The 24,242-nt window shown below is 54.6% G+C and carries 17 protein-coding genes; 8 read left to right on the top strand and 9 right to left on the bottom strand.

The window, feature by feature from the left end; genetic code table 11:
* Positions 1 to 183 precede the first annotated feature (183 nt).
* The 4 genes from dapB to C3451_RS06375 all read left to right on the top strand — a co-directional run bounded on the left by dapB (position 184) and on the right by C3451_RS06375 (position 6,267).
* Positions 184 to 1,005 (top strand): 4-hydroxy-tetrahydrodipicolinate reductase, encoded by an 822-nt coding sequence (dapB, locus tag C3451_RS06390; RefSeq protein WP_045621251.1) that lies wholly within the window; start codon positions 184 to 186, stop codon positions 1,003 to 1,005.
* A 454-nt stretch (positions 1,006 to 1,459) separates the two neighbouring features.
* Positions 1,460 to 2,608 (top strand): glutamine-hydrolyzing carbamoyl-phosphate synthase small subunit, encoded by a 1,149-nt coding sequence (gene carA, locus C3451_RS06385; protein ID WP_124304258.1) that lies wholly within the window; start codon positions 1,460 to 1,462, stop codon positions 2,606 to 2,608.
* An 18-nt stretch (positions 2,609 to 2,626) separates the two neighbouring features.
* Positions 2,627 to 5,851 carry a carbamoyl-phosphate synthase large subunit gene (gene carB / locus C3451_RS06380; RefSeq protein WP_032625437.1) on the top strand — a complete coding sequence of 1,075 codons (3,225 nt, stop codon included), beginning with the start codon at positions 2,627 to 2,629 and terminating at the stop codon, positions 5,849 to 5,851.
* Positions 5,852 to 6,033: 182 nt separating this feature from the next.
* Positions 6,034 to 6,267, top strand: coding sequence for a YgdI/YgdR family lipoprotein (locus C3451_RS06375; protein ID WP_003856439.1), 234 nt, complete (start codon positions 6,034 to 6,036; stop codon positions 6,265 to 6,267).
* 50 nt (positions 6,268 to 6,317) lie between these two features.
* On the opposite strand, the gene C3451_RS06370 is transcribed toward C3451_RS06375, so the two are convergent.
* Positions 6,318 to 9,329 (bottom strand): autotransporter outer membrane beta-barrel domain-containing protein, encoded by a 3,012-nt coding sequence (locus tag C3451_RS06370; RefSeq protein ID WP_063139107.1) that lies wholly within the window; start codon positions 9,327 to 9,329, stop codon positions 6,318 to 6,320.
* 375 nt (positions 9,330 to 9,704) lie between these two features.
* Here C3451_RS06370 and kefF point away from each other — a divergent pair, with 375 nt between their 5' ends.
* The 3 genes from kefF (at position 9,705) to folA (ending at position 12,687) form a co-directional block, all read left to right on the top strand.
* A complete protein-coding gene (kefF, locus tag C3451_RS06365) occupies positions 9,705 to 10,235 on the top strand; it encodes a glutathione-regulated potassium-efflux system oxidoreductase KefF (RefSeq protein WP_023305423.1) in 531 nt (176 codons plus the stop codon).
* A complete protein-coding gene (gene kefC / locus C3451_RS06360) occupies positions 10,228 to 12,093 on the top strand; it encodes a glutathione-regulated potassium-efflux system protein KefC (RefSeq protein ID WP_124304257.1) in 1,866 nt (621 codons plus the stop codon). The genes kefF and kefC overlap by 8 nt, the downstream gene beginning before the upstream one ends.
* Positions 12,094 to 12,207: 114 nt before the next feature.
* A complete protein-coding gene (gene folA, locus C3451_RS06350) occupies positions 12,208 to 12,687 on the top strand; it encodes a type 3 dihydrofolate reductase (RefSeq protein ID WP_003856431.1) in 480 nt (159 codons plus the stop codon).
* A gap of 39 nt (positions 12,688 to 12,726) precedes the next feature.
* On the opposite strand, the gene apaH is transcribed toward folA, so the two are convergent.
* The 6 genes from apaH to lptD are packed head-to-tail and all read right to left on the bottom strand — an operon-like array spanning position 12,727 to position 19,456.
* Positions 12,727 to 13,575 carry a bis(5'-nucleosyl)-tetraphosphatase (symmetrical) ApaH gene (gene apaH, locus C3451_RS06345; RefSeq protein WP_022647017.1) on the bottom strand — a complete coding sequence of 283 codons (849 nt, stop codon included), beginning with the start codon at positions 13,573 to 13,575 and terminating at the stop codon, positions 12,727 to 12,729.
* Positions 13,576 to 13,579: 4 nt separating this feature from the next.
* Positions 13,580 to 13,957, bottom strand: a complete 378-nt coding sequence (gene apaG / locus C3451_RS06340) for a Co2+/Mg2+ efflux protein ApaG (RefSeq protein WP_003856425.1) — start codon at positions 13,955 to 13,957, stop codon at positions 13,580 to 13,582.
* A gap of 3 nt (positions 13,958 to 13,960) precedes the next feature.
* The gene (gene rsmA, locus C3451_RS06335; protein ID WP_003856423.1) at positions 13,961 to 14,782 is read right to left on the bottom strand and encodes a 16S rRNA (adenine(1518)-N(6)/adenine(1519)-N(6))-dimethyltransferase RsmA; all 822 of its coding nucleotides are present in this window, start codon (positions 14,780 to 14,782) and stop codon (positions 13,961 to 13,963) included.
* Positions 14,779 to 15,765: a 4-hydroxythreonine-4-phosphate dehydrogenase PdxA gene (pdxA, locus tag C3451_RS06330; protein WP_022647019.1), complete on the bottom strand. Its 987-nt coding sequence runs from the start codon at positions 15,763 to 15,765 to the stop codon at positions 14,779 to 14,781. Before pdxA ends, rsmA begins: the two co-directional genes overlap by 4 nt.
* Positions 15,765 to 17,051: a peptidylprolyl isomerase SurA gene (gene surA / locus C3451_RS06325; RefSeq protein ID WP_124304256.1), complete on the bottom strand. Its 1,287-nt coding sequence runs from the start codon at positions 17,049 to 17,051 to the stop codon at positions 15,765 to 15,767. The genes pdxA and surA overlap by 1 nt, the downstream gene beginning before the upstream one ends.
* A 53-nt stretch (positions 17,052 to 17,104) precedes the next feature.
* Positions 17,105 to 19,456 carry an LPS assembly protein LptD gene (gene lptD, locus C3451_RS06320; RefSeq protein WP_045622488.1) on the bottom strand — a complete coding sequence of 784 codons (2,352 nt, stop codon included), beginning with the start codon at positions 19,454 to 19,456 and terminating at the stop codon, positions 17,105 to 17,107.
* Positions 19,457 to 19,695: 239 nt separating this feature from the next.
* Here lptD and djlA point away from each other — a divergent pair, with 239 nt between their 5' ends.
* On the top strand, positions 19,696 to 20,511 hold the full coding sequence (gene djlA / locus C3451_RS06315) for a co-chaperone DjlA (protein WP_023299305.1): 816 nt from the start codon (positions 19,696 to 19,698) through the stop codon (positions 20,509 to 20,511).
* A 31-nt stretch (positions 20,512 to 20,542) separates the two neighbouring features.
* On the opposite strand, the gene rluA is transcribed toward djlA, so the two are convergent.
* Together rluA and rapA are read right to left on the bottom strand one after the other, a co-directional pair.
* A complete protein-coding gene (gene rluA / locus C3451_RS06310) occupies positions 20,543 to 21,202 on the bottom strand; it encodes a bifunctional tRNA pseudouridine(32) synthase/23S rRNA pseudouridine(746) synthase RluA (protein WP_003856412.1) in 660 nt (219 codons plus the stop codon).
* 12 nt (positions 21,203 to 21,214) lie between these two features.
* Entirely contained in the window at positions 21,215 to 24,121 is a 2,907-nt protein-coding gene (gene rapA / locus C3451_RS06305) for an RNA polymerase-associated protein RapA (protein ID WP_023299306.1), read from the bottom strand.
* Positions 24,122 to 24,242 lie beyond the last annotated feature (121 nt).

Below are 24,242 nucleotides of genomic sequence, written 5' to 3'. Positions count from 1 at the left end.
GCACCTTCTGTGCTGGCCTTTTTTTTGCTTCGTATCTTATCGTGACGACAAAATCATGTCTTTTACTGATATCTGAGTCGGTTTCACGTTAAATTCTAATTATTGGTGTTTTCAGTTGGCAGCCTTAGCGAAGGCTGGTTAATCTGAAAACGGTTTACATCATTTTAACGTAAGAGAATAACTATGCATGATGCACAGATCCGTGTCGCCATTGCGGGCGCGGGTGGACGTATGGGTCGCCAGCTGATTCAGGCGGCACTACAGATGGATGGCGTGGCACTTGGCGCGGCCCTGGAGCGTGAAGGTTCATCCCTGCTGGGCTCCGATGCGGGCGAGCTGGCAGGCGCGGGCAAGACAGGCGTTACCGTGCAGAGCAACCTGGAGGCGGTGAAAGAAGACTTTGACGTGTTCATCGACTTTACCCGTCCGGAAGGCACTTTGACTCACCTGGCGTTTTGCCGCCAGCACGGTAAAGGGATGGTGATTGGCACCACCGGTTTCGATGATGCCGGTAAACAGGCCATTCATGAAGCAGCCGCCGACATTGCAATTGTCTTCGCCGCGAACTTTAGCGTAGGCGTTAACGTTATGCTGAAACTGCTGGAAAAGGCAGCGAAGGTGATGGGCGACTATACCGACATTGAGATTATTGAAGCGCACCACCGCCATAAAGTCGATGCCCCATCTGGCACGGCGCTGGCGATGGGCGAAGCGATTGCTTATGCAATGGATAAAGATTTGAAAGACATCGCGGTCTATTCTCGCGAAGGTCACACTGGCGAGCGCGTGCCTGGCACCATTGGTTTTGCCACCGTTCGCGCAGGTGATATCGTCGGCGAACATACCGCTATGTTCGCCGATATTGGTGAAAGGGTCGAAATCACACATAAAGCATCCAGCCGCGTGACGTTTGCAAACGGGGCGGTACGCTCCGCACTGTGGCTAAAAGATAAGCCAAATGGTCTTTTTGATATGCGAGATGTGCTCGAACTCAACAATTTGTAAGCGTTATTACCCATCGTGATGTGGTTATTGCAGTCGTAACTATTTGATTGCATAGGGCAATATTTTATTGCCCTTTTATTTTGTTCATTTCAAAGAATTATTGTATTTAACTCATTTAAAGTAAGTGTTTTCATGCTATTTTATGTTGCTGTACTGTAAATTTTGACCATCTGGTCCACTTTTTATTCCCGCAAGACGATTGTTTCTTTTAAACTGCCTGCGCAAGCGGTTTCCACAGTGATTTAGTTGATCTTTTTGCCGCTTAATTTGAAATCAAGCCATCAGGCCTGCAAAAGAATAAACAAAATCCCCGTTTTAAGTTGACTTTTACATGGCAAATCCCCAGAATGCCGCCGTTTGCCAAAAATCCGCTGGCAACACATTTGCATTGATCCATGACATGGTTATGAATTAATATGCAAATAAAGTGAGTGAATATTCTCTGGAGGGTGTTTTGATTAAGTCAGCGCTATTGGTTCTGGAAGACGGAACCCAGTTTATCGGTCGGGCCATAGGGGCAACGGGTTCGGCGGTTGGGGAAGTCGTTTTCAATACTTCAATGACCGGTTATCAAGAAATCCTCACTGATCCTTCCTATTCTCGCCAAATCGTTACTCTTACTTATCCTCATATCGGCAATGTCGGCACCAATGCGGCTGACGAAGAATCCTCTCAGGTACATGCGCAAGGCCTGGTCATTCGCGACCTGCCGCTGATTGCCAGCAACTTCCGCAACACCGAAGACCTCTCTTCTTACCTGAAGCGCCATAACATTGTGGCGATTGCCGATATCGATACCCGTAAGCTGACGCGTCTGCTGCGCGAGAAGGGTGCACAAAATGGCTGCATCATCGCAGGGGACAACCTCGATGCGGCGCTGGCGCTGGAAAAAGCGAAAGCCTTCCCGGGCCTGAACGAGATGGACCTGGCGAAAGAAGTGACTACCACAGAAGCCTACAGCTGGACGCAGGGAAGCTGGACGCTGGAAGGCGACCTGCCGGAAGCGAAACCGGAAAGCGAGCTGCCGTTCCACGTGGTGGCCTACGATTTTGGTGCCAAGCGCAACATCCTGCGTATGCTGGTTGACCGTGGCTGCCGCCTGACGGTCGTCCCGGCACAAACGTCTGCGGAAGATGTTCTGAAGATGAACCCGGACGGCATCTTCCTCTCTAACGGTCCTGGCGACCCGGCGCCGTGTGACTACGCTATCGACGCCATTAAGTCCTTCCTTGAAACCGATATCCCGGTATTCGGCATCTGTCTCGGCCATCAGCTGCTGGCGCTGGCGAGCGGAGCGAACACCGTCAAGATGAAGTTCGGCCACCATGGTGGTAACCACCCGGTGAAAGATATCGACAACAACACGGTAATGATCACCGCGCAGAACCACGGCTTCGCTGTGGATGAAGCGACGATGCCAGCTAACCTGCGCGTGACGCATAAGTCACTGTTCGATGGTACCTTGCAGGGTATCCATCGCACCGATAAGCCTGCGTTCAGCTTCCAGGGCCACCCTGAAGCCAGCCCGGGCCCACACGATGCCGCGCCGCTGTTCGATCACTTCATCGAACTTATCGAGCAATACCGTAAGACTGCTAAATAATCAGGAGCTGAGAAGACCATGCCAAAACGTACAGACATAAAAAGCATCCTGATCCTTGGCGCTGGCCCGATCGTGATCGGCCAGGCCTGCGAATTTGACTACTCCGGCGCGCAGGCGTGTAAAGCCCTGCGTGAAGAGGGTTACCGTGTCATCCTGGTAAACTCAAACCCGGCCACCATCATGACCGACCCGGAAATGGCAGATGCGACATACATTGAGCCGATTCACTGGGAAGTGGTACGCAAAATTATCGAGAAAGAGCGTCCGGATGCGGTGCTGCCGACCATGGGCGGCCAGACGGCGCTGAACTGCGCGCTGGAGCTGGAGCGTCAGGGCGTGCTGGAAGAGTTCGGCGTGACCATGATTGGTGCAACCGCCGACGCGATTGATAAAGCAGAAGACCGTCGTCGCTTCGACGTGGCAATGAAAAAAATTGGCCTCGACACCGCGCGTTCCGGTATCGCACACAACATGGAAGAAGCGCTGGCCGTCGCGGCTGACGTGGGCTATCCGTGCATCATCCGTCCATCATTCACTATGGGCGGCACCGGCGGCGGTATCGCCTACAACCGCGAAGAGTTCGAAGAGATTTGCGAACGCGGTCTGGATCTCTCCCCAACCAAAGAGCTGCTGATTGATGAATCGCTGATTGGCTGGAAAGAGTACGAGATGGAAGTGGTGCGTGATAAAAACGACAACTGCATCATCGTCTGCTCCATCGAAAACTTCGACGCGATGGGGATCCACACCGGCGACTCCATCACCGTTGCGCCAGCTCAGACGCTGACCGACAAAGAGTACCAAATCATGCGTAACGCCTCGATGGCGGTACTGCGTGAAATTGGCGTGGAAACCGGCGGCTCGAACGTGCAGTTCTCGGTGAACCCGAAAACCGGCCGTCTGATTGTTATCGAAATGAACCCGCGCGTGTCCCGTTCCTCCGCGCTGGCCTCCAAAGCCACCGGCTTCCCGATTGCGAAAGTGGCGGCGAAACTGGCGGTGGGTTACACCCTTGACGAGCTGATGAACGACATCACCGGTGGCCGCACGCCAGCGTCCTTCGAACCGTCCATCGACTACGTTGTGACCAAAATTCCTCGCTTTAACTTCGAGAAATTCGCCGGCGCGAACGACCGTCTGACTACCCAGATGAAATCCGTTGGTGAAGTCATGGCGATTGGCCGCACGCAGCAGGAATCCCTGCAAAAAGCGCTGCGTGGCCTGGAAGTGGGCGCGACCGGCTTTGACCCGAAAGTCAGCCTGGACGACCCGGAAGCACTGACCAAAATCCGCCGCGAGCTGAAAGACGCGGGCGCAGAGCGTATCTGGTACATCGCCGATGCCTTCCGTGCGGGCCTCTCCGTCGACGGCGTATTTAACCTGACTAACATCGACCGCTGGTTCCTGGTGCAGATTGAAGAGCTGGTGCGTCTGGAAGAGAAAGTGGCAGAGCTGGGCATCAACGGCCTTGACGCAGACTTCCTGCGCATGCTGAAGCGTAAAGGCTTCGCCGATGCGCGTCTGGCTAAACTGGCGGGCGTACGTGAAGCGGAGATCCGCAAGCTGCGCGACCAGTATGACCTGCACCCGGTTTACAAGCGCGTGGATACCTGTGCGGCAGAGTTCTCGACCGATACCGCGTACATGTACTCCACCTATGAAGATGAGTGCGAGGCGAACCCGTCCGTCGACCGCGACAAGATTATGGTGCTGGGCGGCGGTCCAAACCGTATCGGCCAGGGCATTGAGTTCGACTACTGCTGCGTGCATGCCTCGCTGGCGCTGCGCGAAGACGGTTACGAGACCATCATGGTCAACTGTAACCCGGAAACCGTCTCGACCGACTACGACACTTCCGACCGCCTCTACTTCGAGCCGGTTACGCTGGAAGACGTGCTTGAAATCGTGCGCATCGAGAAGCCGAAAGGCGTGATCGTGCAGTATGGCGGCCAGACTCCGCTGAAGCTGGCGCGTGCGCTGGAAGCAGCAGGTGTGCCGGTCATCGGCACCAGCCCGGACGCGATTGACCGTGCGGAAGACCGCGAGCGTTTCCAGCAGGCAGTTGATCGTCTCAAGCTGAAACAGCCGGCGAACGCCACCGTGACCGCGATTGAAATGGCCGTTGAGAAAGCGAAAGAGATTGGTTACCCGCTGGTGGTGCGTCCATCCTACGTACTGGGCGGCCGTGCGATGGAAATCGTCTATGACGAAGCCGACCTGCGTCGCTACTTCCAGACGGCGGTGAGCGTTTCCAACGATGCGCCAGTGCTGCTCGACCGCTTCCTCGACGACGCGGTTGAAGTCGACGTTGACGCTATCTGCGACGGCGAAATGGTGCTGATTGGCGGCATCATGGAGCACATCGAGCAGGCTGGCGTGCACTCCGGTGACTCCGCATGTTCTCTTCCTGCGTACACCCTGAGCCAGGAGATTCAGGATGTGATGCGTCAGCAGGTGCAGAAGCTGGCCTTCGAGCTACAGGTTCGCGGCCTGATGAACGTTCAGTTCGCAGTGAAAGACAACGAAGTTTATCTGATTGAAGTCAACCCGCGTGCGGCGCGTACCGTACCGTTCGTCTCTAAAGCGACCGGTATTCCGCTGGCGAAAGTGGCGGCGCGCGTGATGGCTGGCCAGACGCTGGCTCAGCAGGGCGTCACGAAAGAAATCATCCCGCCGTACTACTCGGTGAAAGAGGTGGTGCTGCCGTTCAACAAATTCCCGGGCGTTGATCCACTGTTAGGGCCAGAGATGCGCTCTACCGGGGAAGTGATGGGCGTGGGCCGCACCTTCGCAGAAGCGTTTGCCAAGGCACAGCTGGGCAGCAGCTCCACCATGAGAAAATCGGGCCGTGCGCTGCTCTCCGTTCGCGAAGGCGATAAAGAGCGCGTGGTTGACCTGGCCGCCAAGCTGCTTAAACAGGGCTTCGAGCTGGATGCAACCCACGGCACGGCAATTGTGCTGGGTGAAGCTGGGATCAACCCGCGTCTGGTGAACAAGGTGCATGAAGGTCGTCCGCACATTCAGGACCGTATCAAGAATGGTGAGTACACCTACATTATCAACACCACCGCAGGTCGCCAGGCGATTGAAGACTCCAAGCTGATTCGCCGCAGCGCGCTCCAGTATAAAGTGCATTACGACACCACCCTGAACGGCGGTTTCGCGACGGCCATGGCGCTGAATGCGGATGCCACCGAGAAGGTGATTTCGGTGCAGGAAATGCACGCTCAGATTAGCAAGTAATCTGCGTAGGCCCGGCAAGCGTTAGCGCCGCCGGGCAAGTGGCGGGTGGCGCTTCGCTTACCCGCCCTACGGTTTTCTTTACCCATCTTAAGAACCTTCTGGTTTTTCATCCGCTTTCAGTCAGTTAGCCTAAAATGGTTAGGTCGATAACGAAAATTCAACTGAGAGCAGGGGAAAACACCATGCAAAATAAACTACTGATCGCTTCCGTTCTGGCTGCCACTGCAATGTTCACTGTGGCGGGCTGTTCGTCAAATCAGGCCGTAAAAACCACCGATGGTAAAACTATCGTTACTGACGGGAAACCGCAGGTGGATGACGATACCGGTCTGGTATCGTACAAAAACGCCGAAACCGGTCAAACTGAACAGATTAACCGTGACCAGGTTAAATCAATGGGTGAGCTGGATAACTAAAAAAAAAGCAGTGGCACATGCCACTGCTTTTTTTGCGTCAGAATGATCGATTACCAGCGATGGTTTAACAAAATATGACCGCCGTAAGCGGCATAGCTGTTTTCACCCCACTCACCGCTGGCACGCAGGGAGATCGTTGTGGTTTCGTTCAGGTTGCCGGTTATGCCCAGCTCTAACTGACCACGATCTTCTGGCGTATCGTTGCTGACGGTTTCGTCGTTGAATGCCAGATCGTTTTGACCAGCACCTTTCAACCAGTTAACTGCGACGTATGGCTGCCAGGCCTTGACGTCCTTCTGCTGGAAGTAGCTTGCTTTAACGCCAAGACGACCAAAGACGCTGTCATTGTCCAGCGTGGTTACGCGTACGCCGTCGCGATCGGTGTGATTTTCCTGATCGAGATAGCTGTAGATCACCTGCGCCTGTGGCTCGATCTTCCATGTACGTTCATTTTCAGACTGGATAACCCACGCGTGGCCGACTTCAACAGACGCGGCGAAACCTTTGCTATCGTAATCTTCATCGTTACGATTGCTGGTGACTTTGTTGTTGTACCAGCTATAAGCGGCCCAGGTATCAACGTAGCTGCCCAGACGTAATTTCTGATCTTCCTGCCAGGTGGCGTACAGCCCAACATTAAAGCCATCAACTTTACCCTGTGCGTCACGCACGTTGTGCTTCGCATCAGAATGGGTCTTCGCCTGGCCTGCACCGAACATACCACCGGCACGCAGGATGCCGTTATCCATTGGCTTGCTCATGAAATCGCTGCCGACTTGCAGAACGGTGGTGGTGGTGTCGTAGCTGACTTTATCGCCACCCGCATCGTTCTCATGATAGCGACCCTTAACGTACATCCAAGTGTTCAGATCGTCTTCATTGCGGAAAGTGAGCTGGTCGCGATCGTCGCGCTTATGCAGGAACATGCTCTGCGCGGCAAGGTAGTTACCTAAGTAAGCACCCACTTCAGGTGCCATAACTTCCGGGGCACTGTTACCGCCGTTATCGGTGTTGCCGCCGTTATCGGTGTTGCCGCCGTTATCGGTGTTGCCGCCGTTATCGGTGTTGCCGCCGTTGTCGGTGTTACCGCCGTTATCGGTGTTGCCGCCGTTGTCGGTGTTGCCGCCGTTGTCGGTGTTACCACCATCATCGGCGTTACCACCGTCATCTGTGTTACCACCGTCATCGGTGTTACCACCGTCATCGGTGTTGCCACCGCCGTCGGTGTTACCGCCGTCATCATTATTGCCACCGTCATCGGTGTCGTCGGAAGGATCATCAGAAGGCGTCGCCTTTGATTCCAGATACCAGTTTCCGTCACTGTGCTGGTAGAGGTTATACTCCCAGGCGCCTGCGACGACCGGTTTTGCCAGCGTCAGCTGGGCTTCGGAACTGCCGCCAATGCTGACAATTTCCATACCGTTAATGGTTTGCGCGCCTGCGCCGCCAATGTTGGTAATGCTGACGCCGGACTGACCGAAGCTGCTGCCCGTAATGGTGAGGTGGTCAGTTGGTGAGTTATCTTCACCCAGAGTGCTGTTCATCACAATCTGGCTACCGTCAGAGCCGGTGTAGTCGCCATTAATCGTAAAATTATTGCCAACGCTATTATCAGCCGCACTCAGCAACAGCGTGCCGCCATTAGCCACGTTGCCGTTGATGGTATCAACACCGGAAGCGCTGAGCGTGGAGTTACCCTGGACTGCATTCCATGCCGCCAGCGTACCGCCGCTAAGAATCGCGATGTTGTTGTTCACTTCGCCTGCGGTGGCAAAGGTCGCGCCGTTTTCAACGGTAACGGTGGCGTTACTGCCCTTGACGCCGAGCGTTGCTCCGGTGGAGACCAGCGTGGTGCCACCGTGCAGAACCGTATTCCCTGTATAGCTATTTTTGCCTGTCAGGGTCAGCGTGTTGGAATCAACTTTTTCGACGTTACCGCTACCGGTCATGTCGGTGGCGAAAGTGAAATCGCTACCCTGATTAAAAATGACGGTACCATTGTTGGTGAGCCCACCGCTGAGCGTCGCAGTTTTTTCGCCATCGCCCAGTTGCAGCGAGGCGTCTTTGGCCACCCGCGTATTACCGGTATTCGATACCGCACCCGACAGGGTTAACGCGCCAGTCTCTATCAGCAAGGAGTCGCCAGAGCCAATAATGTCGAGATCGCCCGACAGTGCCCAGCTTTCACCCTCCATTTTTACGCTGGCAAAACCGTCGCCTACATTCAGACCCACGAAGTTACTGTCTTCCGTACCGGTGCCGATCAGAGTGAGAGTGTTTCCCATGGAATTGGTGGAAATAACGTCACCGATAAGAGTGGAACCCGTATCAAGTACCAGGGTGTTATTTTTATTGCTGGCGAACATAATAGCCGCAGTATCGCCACTAATCGTTCCGCTATTCGTAATATCTACTTTTGCCGTATCTTTTACATTAATGCCGTTCTGGGTTCCTTGTACCGTACCACTGTTTAATATCTTTGTATTGCCAGTGCCTAGTGTGATAGCGTCACCGCTTGTACCAATAATTGCACCACTGTTATTAATACCAATGCCAGTCTGAGAACTCAGGCCTGTTTTTCCTTTTATCACTCCAGTGCTGGTGTTGGTAATATTTACTGCTGAGGAGCTTTCACTGACATAAATGCCATTTTCCGCACCGATGATATTTCCATTGTTGTTGAAATCGCCGAGTAATGACTGAATATTCACAGCATTCGCAGTGGTGGAAGAAATGGTTGCACCACTGTCATTGTTAATAACTACACGTTGCGCGCCAGTATTAATATCGAGGCCAGTTCCTGTACCGGAAATATTTCCTTTGTTAGTGACATTATCGATCGCAAACCCAGAGACAGATACCGCCGCTTCACTACCGGCGGAGGAGATCGTCACGTTTTTATTAATAATATATTCAGCATCGGCTGAGAAATCTTGAGGAACAGAAGTTGATTGGTCAATCGTTGCAGAAAACGCAACCGCAGGGGTGCATATCAACAAGGCAGGAAATATCTTTCCAAGAGTTTTGGTTGTATGATTTAATCTAAAGAAATTGTTGCTCATGTACACATCCATTTGAGTGAGAAGGAACATTAGATAACGTGCGTAAAACGTATTTAGTCTGTCTTAAAGCGTGAGCTTAAAACAAAAAAAGCATAAAATTATTATTTTTTCAATAGGTTATGTACAGGTTGATTTATTAAATAATGACTTAAGTTTCGCTAAAAATATCTGTTGATAATATGAATGGCCATAACTATTTTGTAGGATGAATTTGTCTCGCGTATCGCTCTTCGTGTTTAGCGCCACTGTCGCTGGTAAGGTGGGATGGGTTGCCAATACTTGCGTTTTACTTTTAACCGTTAGATAGCCCCTTTAAGTCGGGGTGGTAACTGTCTACACTCAATGCTACAAGAAAAGTAAAAGACAGGCATATTCATGGTTCTGATAATTTATGCGCATCCCTATCCGCAACATTCGCATGCGAATAAACGGATGCTTGAGCAGGCAAGGACGCTCGAAAACGTTGAGATACGTTCCCTCTATCAACTCTATCCTGATTTCAGTATCGATGTCGCCGCCGAACAGGAGGCGCTCTCTCGTGCCGATCTGATCGTCTGGCAGCATCCGATGCAGTGGTACAGCACACCTCCGCTGCTGAAATTGTGGATCGACAAAGTCTTGTCGCACGGTTGGGCATACGGACATAACGGCAAAGCGCTTCAGGGAAAAAGCCTGATGTGGGCTGTAACCACCGGTGGGGGTGAAAGCCACTTTGAGATTGGCGCTTTCCCCGGATTTGACGTGCTGGCGCAGCCGCTCCAGGCTACCGCCCTTTACTGTGGCCTGAACTGGCTTCCGCCTTTTGCAATGCACTGTACCTTTGTCTGCGACGATGAAACCTTGCAGGCGCAGGCTCGTCACTACAAACAACGCTTACTCGAGTGGCAGGAGGGGCACAATGGATAGCCATACGATGATACAGGCGCTGATTTACCTCGGCGCGGCGGCATTAATTGTGCCCGTGGCGGTCCGTCTGGGGCTGGGCTCGGTGCTCGGCTATCTGATTGCCGGGTGTGTGATTGGCCCCTGGGGCTTTCGGCTGGTGACGGATGCCGAGTCAATCCTGCATTTTGCGGAAATCGGCGTGGTGCTGATGCTGTTTGGGATTGGCCTGGAATTGGATCCGCAGCGGCTGTGGAAACTGCGCGCCTCGGTGTTTGGCGGTGGCGCTTTGCAAATGCTGGCCTGCGGTCTGCTGTTGGGCGGGTTCTGCATTTTGCTGGGGATGGAGTGGAAAGTCGCAGAGCTGATCGGCATGACGCTGGCGCTCTCCTCGACGGCGATTGCCATGCAGGCAATGAACGAACGTAACCTGACGGTCTCGCAAATGGGGCGCAGCACCTTCTCCGTACTGCTGTTCCAGGATATTGCCGCCATCCCGCTGGTAGCGATGATCCCGCTGCTGGCAACCAGCGGCGCTTCAACGACGCTGGGGGCATTTGCCTTATCTGCGCTGAAGGTTGTCGGTGCGCTGGCGCTGGTAATTCTTTTGGGGCGCTACGTAACGCGTCCGTTGCTGCGCTTTGTGGCTCGCTCTGGCCTGCGCGAAGTATTCAGCGCCGTTGCGTTATTCCTGGTGTTTGGTTTTGGATTGCTGCTTGAAGAGGCTGGGCTGTCGATGGCGATGGGCGCTTTCCTCGCAGGGGTCTTACTGGCAAGCTCCGAATATCGTCACGCGCTGGAAAGCGATATCGAGCCGTTTAAAGGATTGCTGCTTGGGCTGTTTTTCATCGGCGTCGGGATGTCTATCGACTTCGGGACGCTGGTAACCCACCCGCTGCGCATCATCATTCTGCTGGTGGGTTTCCTGGTCATTAAAATGGCGATGCTGTGGCTGATTGCCCGACCGTTAAACGTGCCAAAACCGCAACGCCGCTGGTTTGCCGTGCTGTTGGGGCAGGGGAGTGAGTTTGCTTTCGTGGTCTTTGGCGCAGCGCAAATGGCAAATGTACTCGATCCGGAATGGGCAAAAGCGCTGACGCTGGCGGTCGCGCTGTCGATGGCCGCAACGCCAATTCTGCTGGTGCTGCTGACGCGTCTGGAAAAAACGGGAAGCGAACAGGAGCGAGAAGCCGATGAGATCGACGAGGAGCAGCCTCGCGTGATCATCGCCGGATTTGGCCGCTTCGGGCAGATCGCCGGCCGTTTACTGCTCTCCAGCGGTGTGAAAATGGTTATCCTCGATCACGATCCTGACCATGTTGATACGCTGCGTAAATTCGATATGAAAGTGTTTTATGGTGATGCGACCCGGGCGGACCTGCTGGAATCCGCCGGGGCGGCGAAAGCCGAGGTGCTGATTAACGCCATCGACGATCCTGAGACCAGCATGCAGATGGTTGAGCTGGTTAAAGAGCATTTTCCGCATCTGACCATTATCTCACGTGCGCGCGATGTGGATCACTACATCCAGCTGCGTCAGGCGGGGGTGGCAGCCCCTGAACGTGAAACCTTCGAAGGGGCGCTCAAATCTGGCCGCATGGCGCTGGAAAGTCTGGGGCTTGGTGCGTATGAAGCGCGTGAACGTGCCGATCTGTTCCGCCGCTTTAACCATGAGATGGTGGAAGAGATGGTGGCGATGGCGAGCAGTACGGCAACCGAACGCGCAGCGGTGTTTAAACGCACCAGCACCATGCTGACGGAAATCATCAACGAGGATCGTAATCACCTGTCGCTGGTTCAGCGCCACGGCTGGCAAGGGACGGAAGAGGGCAAGCATACCGGCGATCCTGCGGATGAACCGGAGAGTAAACCCTCTGCGTGAAGTGGAGTTGCCAGCAATATTAAAAAATTTCTAATTCTTTACCCTGCCGCCAGTCGACGAAAGATTAAGCTTTCCGTATAGTGGCGGCAATTTTTTGCATCCGGGAAATTTTCAATGATCAGTCTGATTGCAGCGCTGGCGGTAGACCGCGTTATCGGCATGGAAAACGCCATGCCGTGGAACCTGCCTGCCGATCTCGCATGGTTTAAACGTACTACGTTAAACAAGCCGGTAGTGATGGGCCGCCTGACCTGGGAGTCGATTGGTCGTCCATTGCCGGGTCGTAAGAATATTGTGATCAGTAGCCAGCCGGGCACTGACGATCGCGTGCAGTGGGTGAAATCCGTTGATGAAGCGATTGCCGCCTGCGGCGATGCCGAAGAGATCATGGTGATCGGTGGTGGTCGCGTGTATGAGCAGTTCCTGCCAAAAGCGCAGAAACTGTATCTGACGCACATTGATGCGGAAGTGGAAGGGGATACCCATTTTCCGGATTACGATCCGGACGAGTGGGAGTCCGTATTCAGTGAGTTTCACGATGCGGATGCGCAGAACTCGCACAGCTACTGCTTCGAAATTCTGGAACGTCGTTAACGTTTTCATCCTCTCCCCAAAGGGAGAGGATAAACATCTTCAGGAGGCGACCGCCTCTCCCTCGCCTAAATCCAGCTGTCGGTTGGATGGCTGGACAAAGTAGGTTTTATCTTCCCAGCGTAAGCAGGTTAAATCCCCGCCCCAGCAGCATCCGGTATCCAGCGCATAGATATTTTCCGGGGTGCCTTTTCCTTCCAGTGATGCCCAGTGCCCAAATACCACGCTATATTCGTTTGTCACGGGGCCCGGAATCGCAAACCATGGCTTAAGCGGCGCAGGGGCATTTTCCGGCGTATCTTTGCAATACATATCCAGCTGCCCGTTCGGGAAGCAGTAGCGCATCCGCGTAAAAGCATTGGTGATAAAACGTAGCCGCGCCAGGCCGCTGAGGTCATCACTCCAGTTATTCGGCATGTCGCCGTACATCGCATCAAGGAAGAACGGGTAGGAGTCGCTCGCCAGCACCGCTTCGGCGTCGCGCGCACAGGTTTTTGCCGTCTCAAGATCCCACTGAGGCGTGATGCCGGCATGAGCCATCACCAGCTTTTTCTCTTCGTCAATTTGTAGCAGTGGCTGGCGACGCAGCCAGTTGAGCAACTCATCGGCATCCGGTGCTTCCAGCAGGGGGGTAATGCGATCTTTCGGCTTATTACGGCTGATCCCGGCGTATACGGCCAGCAGATGCAGATCGTGGTTGCCCAGTACCAGCCGCACGCTGTCGCCCAGAGATTTGACGTAACGCAGGACGTCAAGGGAGCCAGGGCCGCGCGCCACTAAATCGCCTGTAAGCCAGAGCGTGTCCTGCCCGGGAGTAAAATCGACCTGTTTTAATAATGCGATCAGTTCATCGTAGCAACCGTGAACGTCGCCAATCAGATATGTAGACATTAGATTAATGAATAAGTGTAGGTACGGCGAGACGGAACACAGGAATAGCAATGCGAAAAGCATTACCGTCGGCATCGACCATTTCGTAATGGCCTTGCATGGTACCCAGTGGCGTTTCAATGACCGCACCGCTGGTGTACTGATACTCTTCGCCAGGGGCGATATGGGGTTGTTCACCGACCACACCTTCACCCTGGACTTCAATTTCGCGGCCATTGCCGTTGGTGATAAGCCAGTAGCGCCCGAGCAGTTGCACAGGCATCCGCCCCAGATTGCGAATGGTTACGGTATAAGCAAAGACAAAACGTTCTTCATCCGGTGTGGATTGGGACTCAATGTAGACGCTTTGAACCTGAACACAGACGCGGGGCGAATCAATCATGGCTTAGCTCTCCTTCGGCGGCGCATTGTCGCTGATGTAATTAGCCAGCTTGCAGTACTGCTCTACGGAAATATTTTCCGCACGCATTGCCGGGTCGATGCCCAACTCAGCTAACACGTCAACGGTAAACAGATTGCCAAGGCTGTTACGAATCGTTTTACGGCGCTGGTTAAAGGCTTCTGTCGTGATACGGCTCAGCACGCGCAGGTCTTTGACCGGATACGGCATCGTTTTATGTGGCACCAGGCGCACAACCGCAGAATCCACTTTTGGTGGTGGCGTGAACGCGGAAGGCGGCACTTCTAATACCGGGATCACGTTACAGTAATATTGCGCCATCACGCTTAAACGACCATACGCTTTACTGTTCGGCCCTGCAACCAGACGGTTAACGACCTCTTTTTGCAACATGAAGTGCATGTCGGCAATGGCATCAGTATAGCTAAACAGATGGAACATCAGCGGGGTGGAGATGTTGTACGGCAGGTTACCGAACACGCGCAGCGGCTGTCCCATTTTTTCTGACAGTTCGCCAAAGTTCATGGTCATCGCATCCTGCTGATAAATCGTCAGCTTCGGCCCGAGGAAAGGGTGCGTTTGCAGACGCGCGGCCAGATCGCGGTCGAGTTCGATAACGGTCAGTTCGTCAAGGCGTTCGCCTACCGGCTCGGTCAGCGCGGCAAGACCCGGGCCGATTTCGACCATGGCCTGGCCTTTCTGCGGATTAATGGCAGAAACGATACTGTCGATCACAAACTGATCGTTGAGGAAGTTTTGCCCGAAGCGTTTACGGGCTAAGTGGCCCTGATGGACTCGATTAGTCATTGAGTATTAACAATCATTTTGATGGCGAGATTAAGCGCCGTGATAAAACTGCCGACATCCGCTTTTCCCTGGCCTGCCAGATCCAGCGCAGTACCGTGGTCAACGGACGTTCGAATAAAGGGTAAGCCGAGGGTGATATTCACCCCGCGACCAAATCCCTGGTATTTTAGCACGGGCAGACCCTGATCGTGGTACATCGCGAGTACGGCATCGGCTTTATCCAGGTATTTGGGCTGGAAAAGGGTGTCGGCAGGCAGTGGCCCGCTGAGGTTCATCCCCTTCGCCCGCATCTCCTCAAGCACCGGAATGATGGTGTCGATCTCTTCAGTGCCCATATGTCCGCCCTCACCCGCGTGCGGATTCAGGCCGCAAACCAGCACATGCGGCTGCGGAATACCGAATTTGGTTTGCAGATCGTGATGCAAAATGCCAATGATCTCACGCAGGAGTTCAGGCGTAATGGCATCCGGAATGGCTTTGATCGGCAGGTGCGTTGTTACCAGCGCAACGCGCATTGCTTCGGTTGCCAGCATCATCACCACTTTCGGGCTGTGCGAACGCTCTTCGAAAAATTCGGTATGCCCGGTAAACGGAATGCCCGCGTCGTTGATTACGCCTTTATGCACCGGACCGGTGATCAGGGCGGCAAATTCGCCCTGAAGGCAACCGTCACAGGCGCGCGCCAGCGTCTCGACAACGTAGTGGCCGTTTTCGATGTGTAACTCACCGGGGACAACAGGTGCACGGAGCGGAACTGAAAGCAGGGTGAGAGTACCAGCCTGCTGCGGTGCGGGCTGTTGGCCTTCAACGTAAGGGAGGAGCGTTAAAGGCAGACCGAGCAAGGCTGCCCGGTCTTGTAACAGTGTTGCATCTGCGCAAACAACCAACTCTACCGGCCAGCTGCGCTGGGCGAGCTGAACCACAAGGTCAGGCCCAATCCCGGCGGGTTCGCCGGGAGTGATCACAACACGATGCGGTTTCATTAGTTGCTCAACACTTTCACGTAAGCGCTGGCGCGTTGTTCCTGCATCCAGGTTGCGGCTTCTTCAGAGAACTTACGGTTAAACAGCATGCGATACGCACGATCTTTCTGCGCCGCGTCGGTTTTATCCACGTTGCGCGTGTCCATCAGCTGGATCAGATGCCAGCCGAAGGAGGAGTGCACTGGCGCGCTCATCTGACCCTTATTCAGCTTCATTAACGCATCGCGGAAAGCTGGATCGTAAATATCCGCTGCCGCCCAACCCAGGTCACCGCCCTGGTTTGCAGAGCCAGGATCCTGAGAGAACTCTTTTGCCGCTTTATCGAAGGTGGTTTTACCGCTCTTGATGTCTGCGGCGATCTGTTCCAGCTTCGCACGGGCCTGATCGTCAGTCATGATCGGAGACGGTTTGAGCAGGATATGGCGCGCATGCACTTCGGTAAACGAAATGTTCTGGCTCTGACCGCGCAGGTCGTTCACTTTCAGAATGTGGAAGCCCACACCGGAACGGATTGGACCGACGATGTCGCCTTTCTTCGCCGTGCTCAGCGCCTGGGCAAACAGGGATGGCAGCTCCTGAATACGGCCCCAGCCCATCTGGCCGCCTTTCAGCGCCTGCTGGTCAGCAGAGTAGGTGATCGCCAGTTTGCCGAAGTCATCGCCATTACGCGCCTGCTCAACGATAGCGCGCGCCTGACTTTCCGCCTCAGCCGCCTGATCGGAGGTTGGGTTTTCCGGCAGTGGGATCAGGATGTGGCTCAGGTTAAGTTCAGTGCTGGCATCATTCTGATTACCCACCTGTTTCGCCAGGGCATCCACTTCCTGAGGCAGGATGGTGACGCGGCGACGGACTTCATTGTTACGCACTTCTGAAATCAGCATCTCTTTACGGATCTGATTACGGTAGGTGGCATAGCTGATGCCGTCATAGGCCAGGCGGCTACGCATCTGGTCCGGGGTAATGTTGTTCTGCTTTGCAATGTTGGCGATCGCCTGATCGAGCTGCTCGTCAGAGATCTTCACACCCATTTTCTGGCCCATTTGCAGGACAATCTGATCCATGATCAGACGTTCCAGGATCTGGTGGCGCAGCGTAGCGTCATCCGGAAGTTGTTGACCTGCCTGGCCCGAGTTGAGCTTTACAGATTTCATCAAACCGTCAACGTCACTTTCAAGCACGACGCCGTTGTTAACCACAGCCGCGACTTTATCGACAACCTGTGGGGCCGCGAAGCTGGTATTCGCAACCATAGCGACACCGAGTAGCAGCGTTTTCCAGTTCTTCATACTTTTTCCATTTCAATTAACCGCAAAGCGGATTACGTTGTAAATCAAGCACATTACAATGAACTACGATACGGCAGAATGTTCGAGCGCAGCATCTGCTGCGTGCCCAGACCGTAGTTAGAGCTCAGGCCGCGCAACTCGATATTAAAGCCAATCACGTTATCGTATTTGCCCTGACTGTTTTGCGTATCCCAGCCGTTAAGTTTGCGTTCGTAACCGACACGTATTGCGTAACAGCAGGAGTTATATTGCAGACCCAGCATCTGGTCAGCAGGTTTTTGGGCATTCGTGTCATAGTAGTAGGCTCCGACGACTGACCAACGATCGGCGATAGGCCAGCTCGCGGCGGTACCCACCTGTGAAATACCGTCTTTGTATTGGTCTGTATTCGCATAGTTTGGCAGTGTCGCCTGGATATACTCCGGGCTGGCGTAACGGTACGTCAACTGCAACATGCGATCTTCATCACGACGATATTCGATGGCAGCGCTGCCCGTCGCGATATTGTCCAGTCGTGTATCGTACTGAACACCACCGCGCAGACCCCAACGATCCGTCATACGCCAGTAGGTGTCGCCCGCCCATACCAGTGAGCCCGTTTTGTTGTCTTTCTCCCAGTTAATGTCGTCATCACCGGTACGAGACTCGGTGAAATAGTAGATTTGACCAACAGAAATGTTAAAACGTTCAACGGCAGCATCATCATAAACGCGCGTTGTGACGCCGGTCGTTAACTGGTTAGCAGACGCAATACGGTCAAGGCCGCCGTAGGTACGATCGCGGAACAGGCCGCTGTAGTCTGATTGCAGGAAGGACGAATCGTAGTTTTGAATTTTGCTCTGATCGCGATAAGGCACGTACAGATACTGCATACGTGGCTCAAGCGTCTGGGTGTATCCATCCGCGAGAAGAGCCATGTCACGTTCGAAAATCAGCTTCCCGTCCATTTTAAATTGCGGAAGCGTACGGTTTACCGACTCTTCAAGATCGGTGCCATAGCGTTTGTTATACCAGTCCAGATTTTTCTGCTGATAGTGGGTGGCCATCAGCTTGGCTTCGGTATTCAGGCTTGCCCAGTCGTTTGACCACGGCAGATTGATCGTCGGCTCGATATGCAGACGCGTTGATTCCGGCATATCCGAGTTGGTGTTGACGAAATGGACCGCCTGAGCGTAAACGTGCGTGTCGAAAGGACCCACATCGTTCTGGTACCAGTTCACGTCCAGCTGCGGCTCTGCACCATAGGTACTACGCGATTGCGTATCAAATACCTGGAACTGCTTGGTCGACACCGTCGCGTCAAAGTTCTCAATGGCGTAGCCCACGCTGAATTTCTGCGTGGCGTAACCGTCGGTACTGGACCCGTATTTAGAGTCGAAGTCGTTGAAGTAATACGGATCGCTGACTTTGGTGTAGTCGATGTTGAAGCGCCACACCTGATCCAATACCCCGGCGTGCTTCCAGTAGTACATCCAGCGGTGCTTATCACCTTCGCTCGGATGTTCGTCCTGGAACACCTTATCTGATGGCAGATAATCAAACTCCATCAGACCCGCGCCCGCTTTGGTCAGATAGCGGAATTCGTTCTCCCACATGATGTTACCGCGCTTATGGATGTAGTGCGGCGTGATCGTGGCGTCCATGTTGGGCGCAATGTTCCAGTAGTACGGCAGGTAGAACTCAAAGTAGTTCGACGTGCTGTACTTGGCGTTCGGGATCAGGAAGCCTGAACGACGTTTGTCACCCACAGGCAGTTGCAGGTAAGGACTATAGAAAATGGGCACCGGGCCGAGTTTAAAACGGGCGTTCCAGATCTCTGCAACCTGTTCTTCACGGTCGTGGATCACTTCGCTGCCCACAACGCTCCAGGTATTTGACCCTGGCAAACAGGACGTAAACGAGCCGTTTTCGAGAATAGTGTAGCGGTTCTCGCCGCGCTGCTTCATCAGGTCTGCGGTACCGCGCCCCTGACGACCGACCATCTGATAATCACCTTCCCAGACGTTGGTGTCTTTGGTATTCAGATTCGACCAGGCTTTCGGACCTTTCAGGATGACCTGATTGTCGTCATAGTGCACATTACCCAGCGCATCCACCGTACGGACAGGCGCCTGAGCACCTTCCGGCTGCTTCTGGTGCAATTGCACTTCGTCAGCCAGCAGACGGCTGTTACCCTGGTTAATATCGACATTGCCCGTAAAGGTTGCATTGTCAGGATAATTACCTTTTGCGCTGTCGGCATTAATGGTGACGGGTAAGTCATTCGTATCGCCTTTCACCAGTGGGCGATTGTAACTTGGGACGCCAAGCATACACTGCGAGGCGAGATCGGCTGCGAGCCCCTGTTGGCTGTACAGGGCGGTGCCAATCATTGTGGCCAGAAGGGTGGGGATACGTTTTTTCATACGTTGTATTTTATTGTTCCGTCATCAGTGGCTACGGCTTACAAACGCTCAGAGACTATCTTACTCATCAGCGCAGTACCAGCGTTAATCCTGCCCGTTTGCGCGCCAGAGTGTTAGGCTCGCTATCGAATGACGAGTATGATAATGCAAATTATAGGCGATGTCCCTCAATTGACCGTGGCGCGACCACTGTAATGATGGCGTTGCGTCGGCCAGGAACATGACCATTCGGGGAGTATATGCAGTATTGGGGTAAAATAATCGGCGTTGCGTTCGCAATTATTATGGGTGCCGGATTCTGGGGTGTTGTTCTTGGCCTCATTATCGGCCATATGTTTGATAAAGCACGCAGCCGCAAAATGGCCTGGTTTGCCAACCAGCGCGAGCGCCAGTCACTCTTCTTCTCCACCACCTTCGAGGTGATGGGGCACTTAACCAAATCAAAAGGGCGCGTAACGGAAGCCGATATTCAGGTTGCCAGCGTCTTTATGGATCGCATGAATCTGCACGGCGAATCCCGCGTCGCGGCGCAGAATGCATTCCGGATTGGTAAAGCGGATAACTACCCGCTGCGTGAAAAAATGCGGCAGTTCCGTAGCATCTGCTTCGGGCGCTTTGATTTAATTCGGATGTTTCTGGAAATTCAAATCCAGGCCGCCTTCGCGGATGGCTCTCTGCATCCGAATGAACGGGACGTCCTGTATGTGATTGCTGAAGAGCTGGGCATTTCCCGCATGCAGTTCGATCAGTTCCTGCGCATGATGCAGGGCGGCGCGCACTTTGGCGGCGGTTATCAACAGCAATCGTCCGGTGGCGGCTGGCAGCAGGCGCAGCGTGGCCCTACGCTTGAAGATGCCTGTAATGTCCTCGGCGTGAAGCCCTCTGACGATGTCACGACCATCAAACGCGCCTATCGTAAGCTGATGAGCGAGCACCATCCGGATAAGCTGGTGGCGAAAGGCCTGCCGCCTGAGATGATGGAGATGGCGAAACAGAAAGCGCAGGAAATCCAGAAAGCCTACGAGCTGATTAAAGAGCAGAAAGGTTTTAAATAAAAAAATGGCCCGACAGTGTCGGGCCATTTTTTCAGAAGTCCACCGGGGCTTTGAACGTCATGGCGTTGCCGAAAGCAGGGTGGGTGATGGTGAGCGTCTGCGCATGCAGTTGCAGGCGCGGCGCTAACGCCAGCGCTTCCGGCGGCGCATAGAATCTGTCACCCAGAATCGGGTGACCCATCGCAAGCATATGCACACGCAGCTGATGGGAGCGCCCGGTAATCGGCTTCAGCAGGACGCGCGCGGTATTATCCGGCGCGTACTCCAGCACTTCATACTCGGTCTGCGCAGCCTTGCCGGTTTCATAACACACCTTCTGCTTTGGCCGGTTCGGCCAGTCGCAAATCAGCGGTAAATCCACCAGCCCTTCCGCCTGCGCCGGATGGCCCCACACGCGGGCGACATACTGCTTCTTCGGCTCGCGCTCGCGGAACTGACGCTTCAGCTCACGTTCTGCCGCCTTATTAAGAGCCACCACAATCACGCCGCTGGTCGCCATATCCAGACGATGGACAGACTCGGCCTGGGGATAATCGCGCTGGATACGCGTCATCACGCTGTCTTTATGCTCTTCCAGACGCCCCGGCACGGACAACAGGCCACTCGGCTTGTTAACCACCATAATGTGCTCGTCCTGATACAGAATGACCAGCCACGGATCCATCGGGGGATTGTAGGGCTCCATTACCATTTTGCGCTCCGCTTACTGATGCGTCACAACGATAAGACGCAGGGCGTCGAGACGCCATCCCGCCTGATTCAGACTTTCCAGCACCTGCTGGCGGTTGCTCTCAATGGCGGCCAGCTCATCGTCACGAATGTTCGGGTTCACCGCTTTCAACGCTTCCAGACGCGACAGCTCGGCAGAAAGCTTCTCATCGGCTTCGCTGCGCGCCGCATCAATCAGCACTCTGGCCGCTTTTTCGGCCTGGGTTTCACCCAGTTGCAGAATGGCATGCACGTCCTGTTGCACCGCATTCACCAGCTTGCTGCCGGTATGGCGGTTCACCGCGCTCAACTGACGGTTGAAGCTTTCAAACTCCACCTGGCCGGCCAGATTCGTACCGTTTTTATCCAGCAGCAGACGCACCGGCGTTGGCGGGAGGAAGCGGTTAAGCTGAAGCTGTTTCGGCGCCTGCGCTTCCACAACGTAGATCAGCTCCACCAGCAGCGTGCCCACAGGCAAGGCTTTGTTCTTCAACAGGGAAATGGTGCTGCTGCCGGTATCGCCGGAGAGGATCAGATCCAGACCGTTGCGGATCAGCGGGTGCTCCCAGGTAATGAACTGTGCGTCTTCGCGGGACAGCGCCACATCACGCTCAAAGGTGATAGTGCAGCCGTCTTCCGGCAGGCCCGGGAAATCCGGCACCAGCATATGATCGGACGGGGTCAGCACGATCATGTTCTCGCCGCGATCGTCCTGGTTTATACCGACGATGTCGAACAGATTCATGGAGAAGCTGATCAGGCTGGTGTCGTCGTCCTGCTCTTCAATGCTTTCGGCCAGCTGCTGCGCTTTTTCACCGCCGTTGGAGTGGATCTCCAGCAGGCGATCGCGACCCTGCTCCAGCTGCGCTTTCAGTGCGTCGTGCTTCTCACGGCAGGATTTAATCAGCTCATCAAAGCCCTCGCTATTTTCAGGCGCGGCCAGGTAACCGATCAGATCGCCATGGACCTGATCGTAAATGGTGCGGCCGGTCGGGCAGGTGTGTTCAAACGCGTCCAGCCCTTCGTGGTACCAGCGCACCAGCACGGACTGGGCGGTTTTCTCCAGATACGGCACGTGGATCTGAATATCGTGCGCCTGCCCGATACGATCCAGACGGCCAATACGCTGCTCCAGCAGATCCGGGTTAAACGGCAGATCGAACATCACCAGATTGCTGGCGAACTGGAAGTTACGGCCTTCAGAACCGATTTCAGAGCACAGCAGAACCTGCGCGCCGCTGTCCTCTTCACCAAACCAGGCCGCAGCGCGGTCGCGCTCAACTATGGACATGCCTTCGTGGAACACGGCGGCGCGAATGCCTTCGCGCTCACGCAGAACCTGCTCCAGCTGCAATGCGGTAGCGGCTTTGGCGCAGATCACCAGCACTTTCTGGGAACGGTGAGCGGTGAGGTAGCCCATCAACCACTCCACGCGCGGATCGAAATTCCACCAGGTGCCGGTGTCGCCTTCGAATTCCTGATAAATCTGTTCCGGGTAGAGCATGTCGCGCGCGCGATCTTCCGCAGATTTACGGGTGCCCATAATGCCGGAGACTTTAATCGCCGTCTGGTACTGGGTCGGCAGCGGCAGTTTGATGGTGTGCAGCTCGCGTTTCGGGAAGCCTTTCACGCCGTTACGGGTGTTACGGAACAGCACGCGGCTGGTACCGTGGCGATCCATCAGCATGTCGATCAGCTCTTTACGCGCGGATCCCGCATTATCGCTGTCGCTGTTCGCGGCCTGAAGCAGCGGCTCAATATCCTGCTCGCCAATCAGATCGCTGAGAGTGTTAAGCTCATCATTAGAGAGACGATTACCGGCCAGCAGCAGCGCGACGGCGTCCGCCACCGGGCGGTAGTTTTTCTGCTCTTCAACAAACTGCTCAAAATCGTGGAAACGGTTGGGATCGAGCAGACGCAGACGGGCGAAGTGGCTCTCAAGACCCAGCTGCTCCGGCGTGGCGGTCAGGAGCAGAACGCCCGGTACGCGCTCGGCAAGCTGCTCAATCGCCATGTATTCACGGCTTGGCGCGTCTTCGCTCCAGACGAGGTGGTGCGCTTCGTCGACGACCATCAGATCCCATTCAGCGTCGCACAGATGCTCCAGGCGCTGCTTGCTGCGGCGCACGAAGTCCAGGGAACAAATGACCAGCTGTTCGGTTTCAAACGGGTTGTCCGCGTCGTGCTGGGCTTCGGCATAGCGCTCATCGTCGAACAGGGAGAAGCGCAGGTTAAAGCGGCGCAGCATTTCAACCAGCCACTGATGTTGCAGCGTTTCTGGAACCACAATCAGCACGCGCTCGGCAGCGCCAGAGAGCAGCTGCTGGTGCAGGATCATGCCTGCTTCGATGGTTTTACCCAGGCCCACTTCGTCAGCCAGCAGCACGCGAGGCGCATGGCGACGGCCCACGTCATGGGCGATATTCAGCTGATGGGGAATAAGGCTGGTACGCTGACCGCGCAGGCCGCTCCACGGCATGCGGTACTGCTCACTCTGGAACTTACGCGCGCGGTAGCGCAGGGAGAAGCGATCCATTCGGTCGATTTGCCCGGCAAACAGACGGTCCTGCGGCTTGCTGAACACCAGTTTGCTGTCGAGCAGCACTTCACGCAGGATGACATTCGTCTCGTCGGTATCAAGACGCGTTCCGATGTAGGCGAGCAGTCCATTCTCTTCTTTTACGTCTTCAACCTTCAGTTGCCAGCCGTCATGGCTGGTCACGGTATCACCCGGATTGAACATTACGCGGGTAACAGGGGAGTCATTGCGAGCGTACAGGCGGTTTTCACCGGTAGCAGGGAAAAGGAGGGTAACCATGCGCGCATCGACGGCAACGACGGTTCCTAATCCAAGTTCGCTTTCTGTATCGCTGATCCAGCGTTGACCAAGTGTAAAAGGCATAGTTGTTCGGCTCTAATCTTTAATTGCAGGCAATAGTTCGACCCCGTCAAAAAAGACGGTCATCGAAAAATGGGTCCGGGAATGGAAAGGGCGCTATGGTACTGGATGGCAACGGTTTCGT

The sequence above is a fragment of the Enterobacter sp. 301B genome (assembly GCF_003850715.1).
Classification (GTDB): domain Bacteria; phylum Pseudomonadota; class Gammaproteobacteria; order Enterobacterales; family Enterobacteriaceae; genus Enterobacter; species Enterobacter intestinihominis.
The sequence above is the reverse complement of the archived record's forward strand: the minus strand, read 5'-3'. Positions and strand labels throughout refer to the sequence as shown.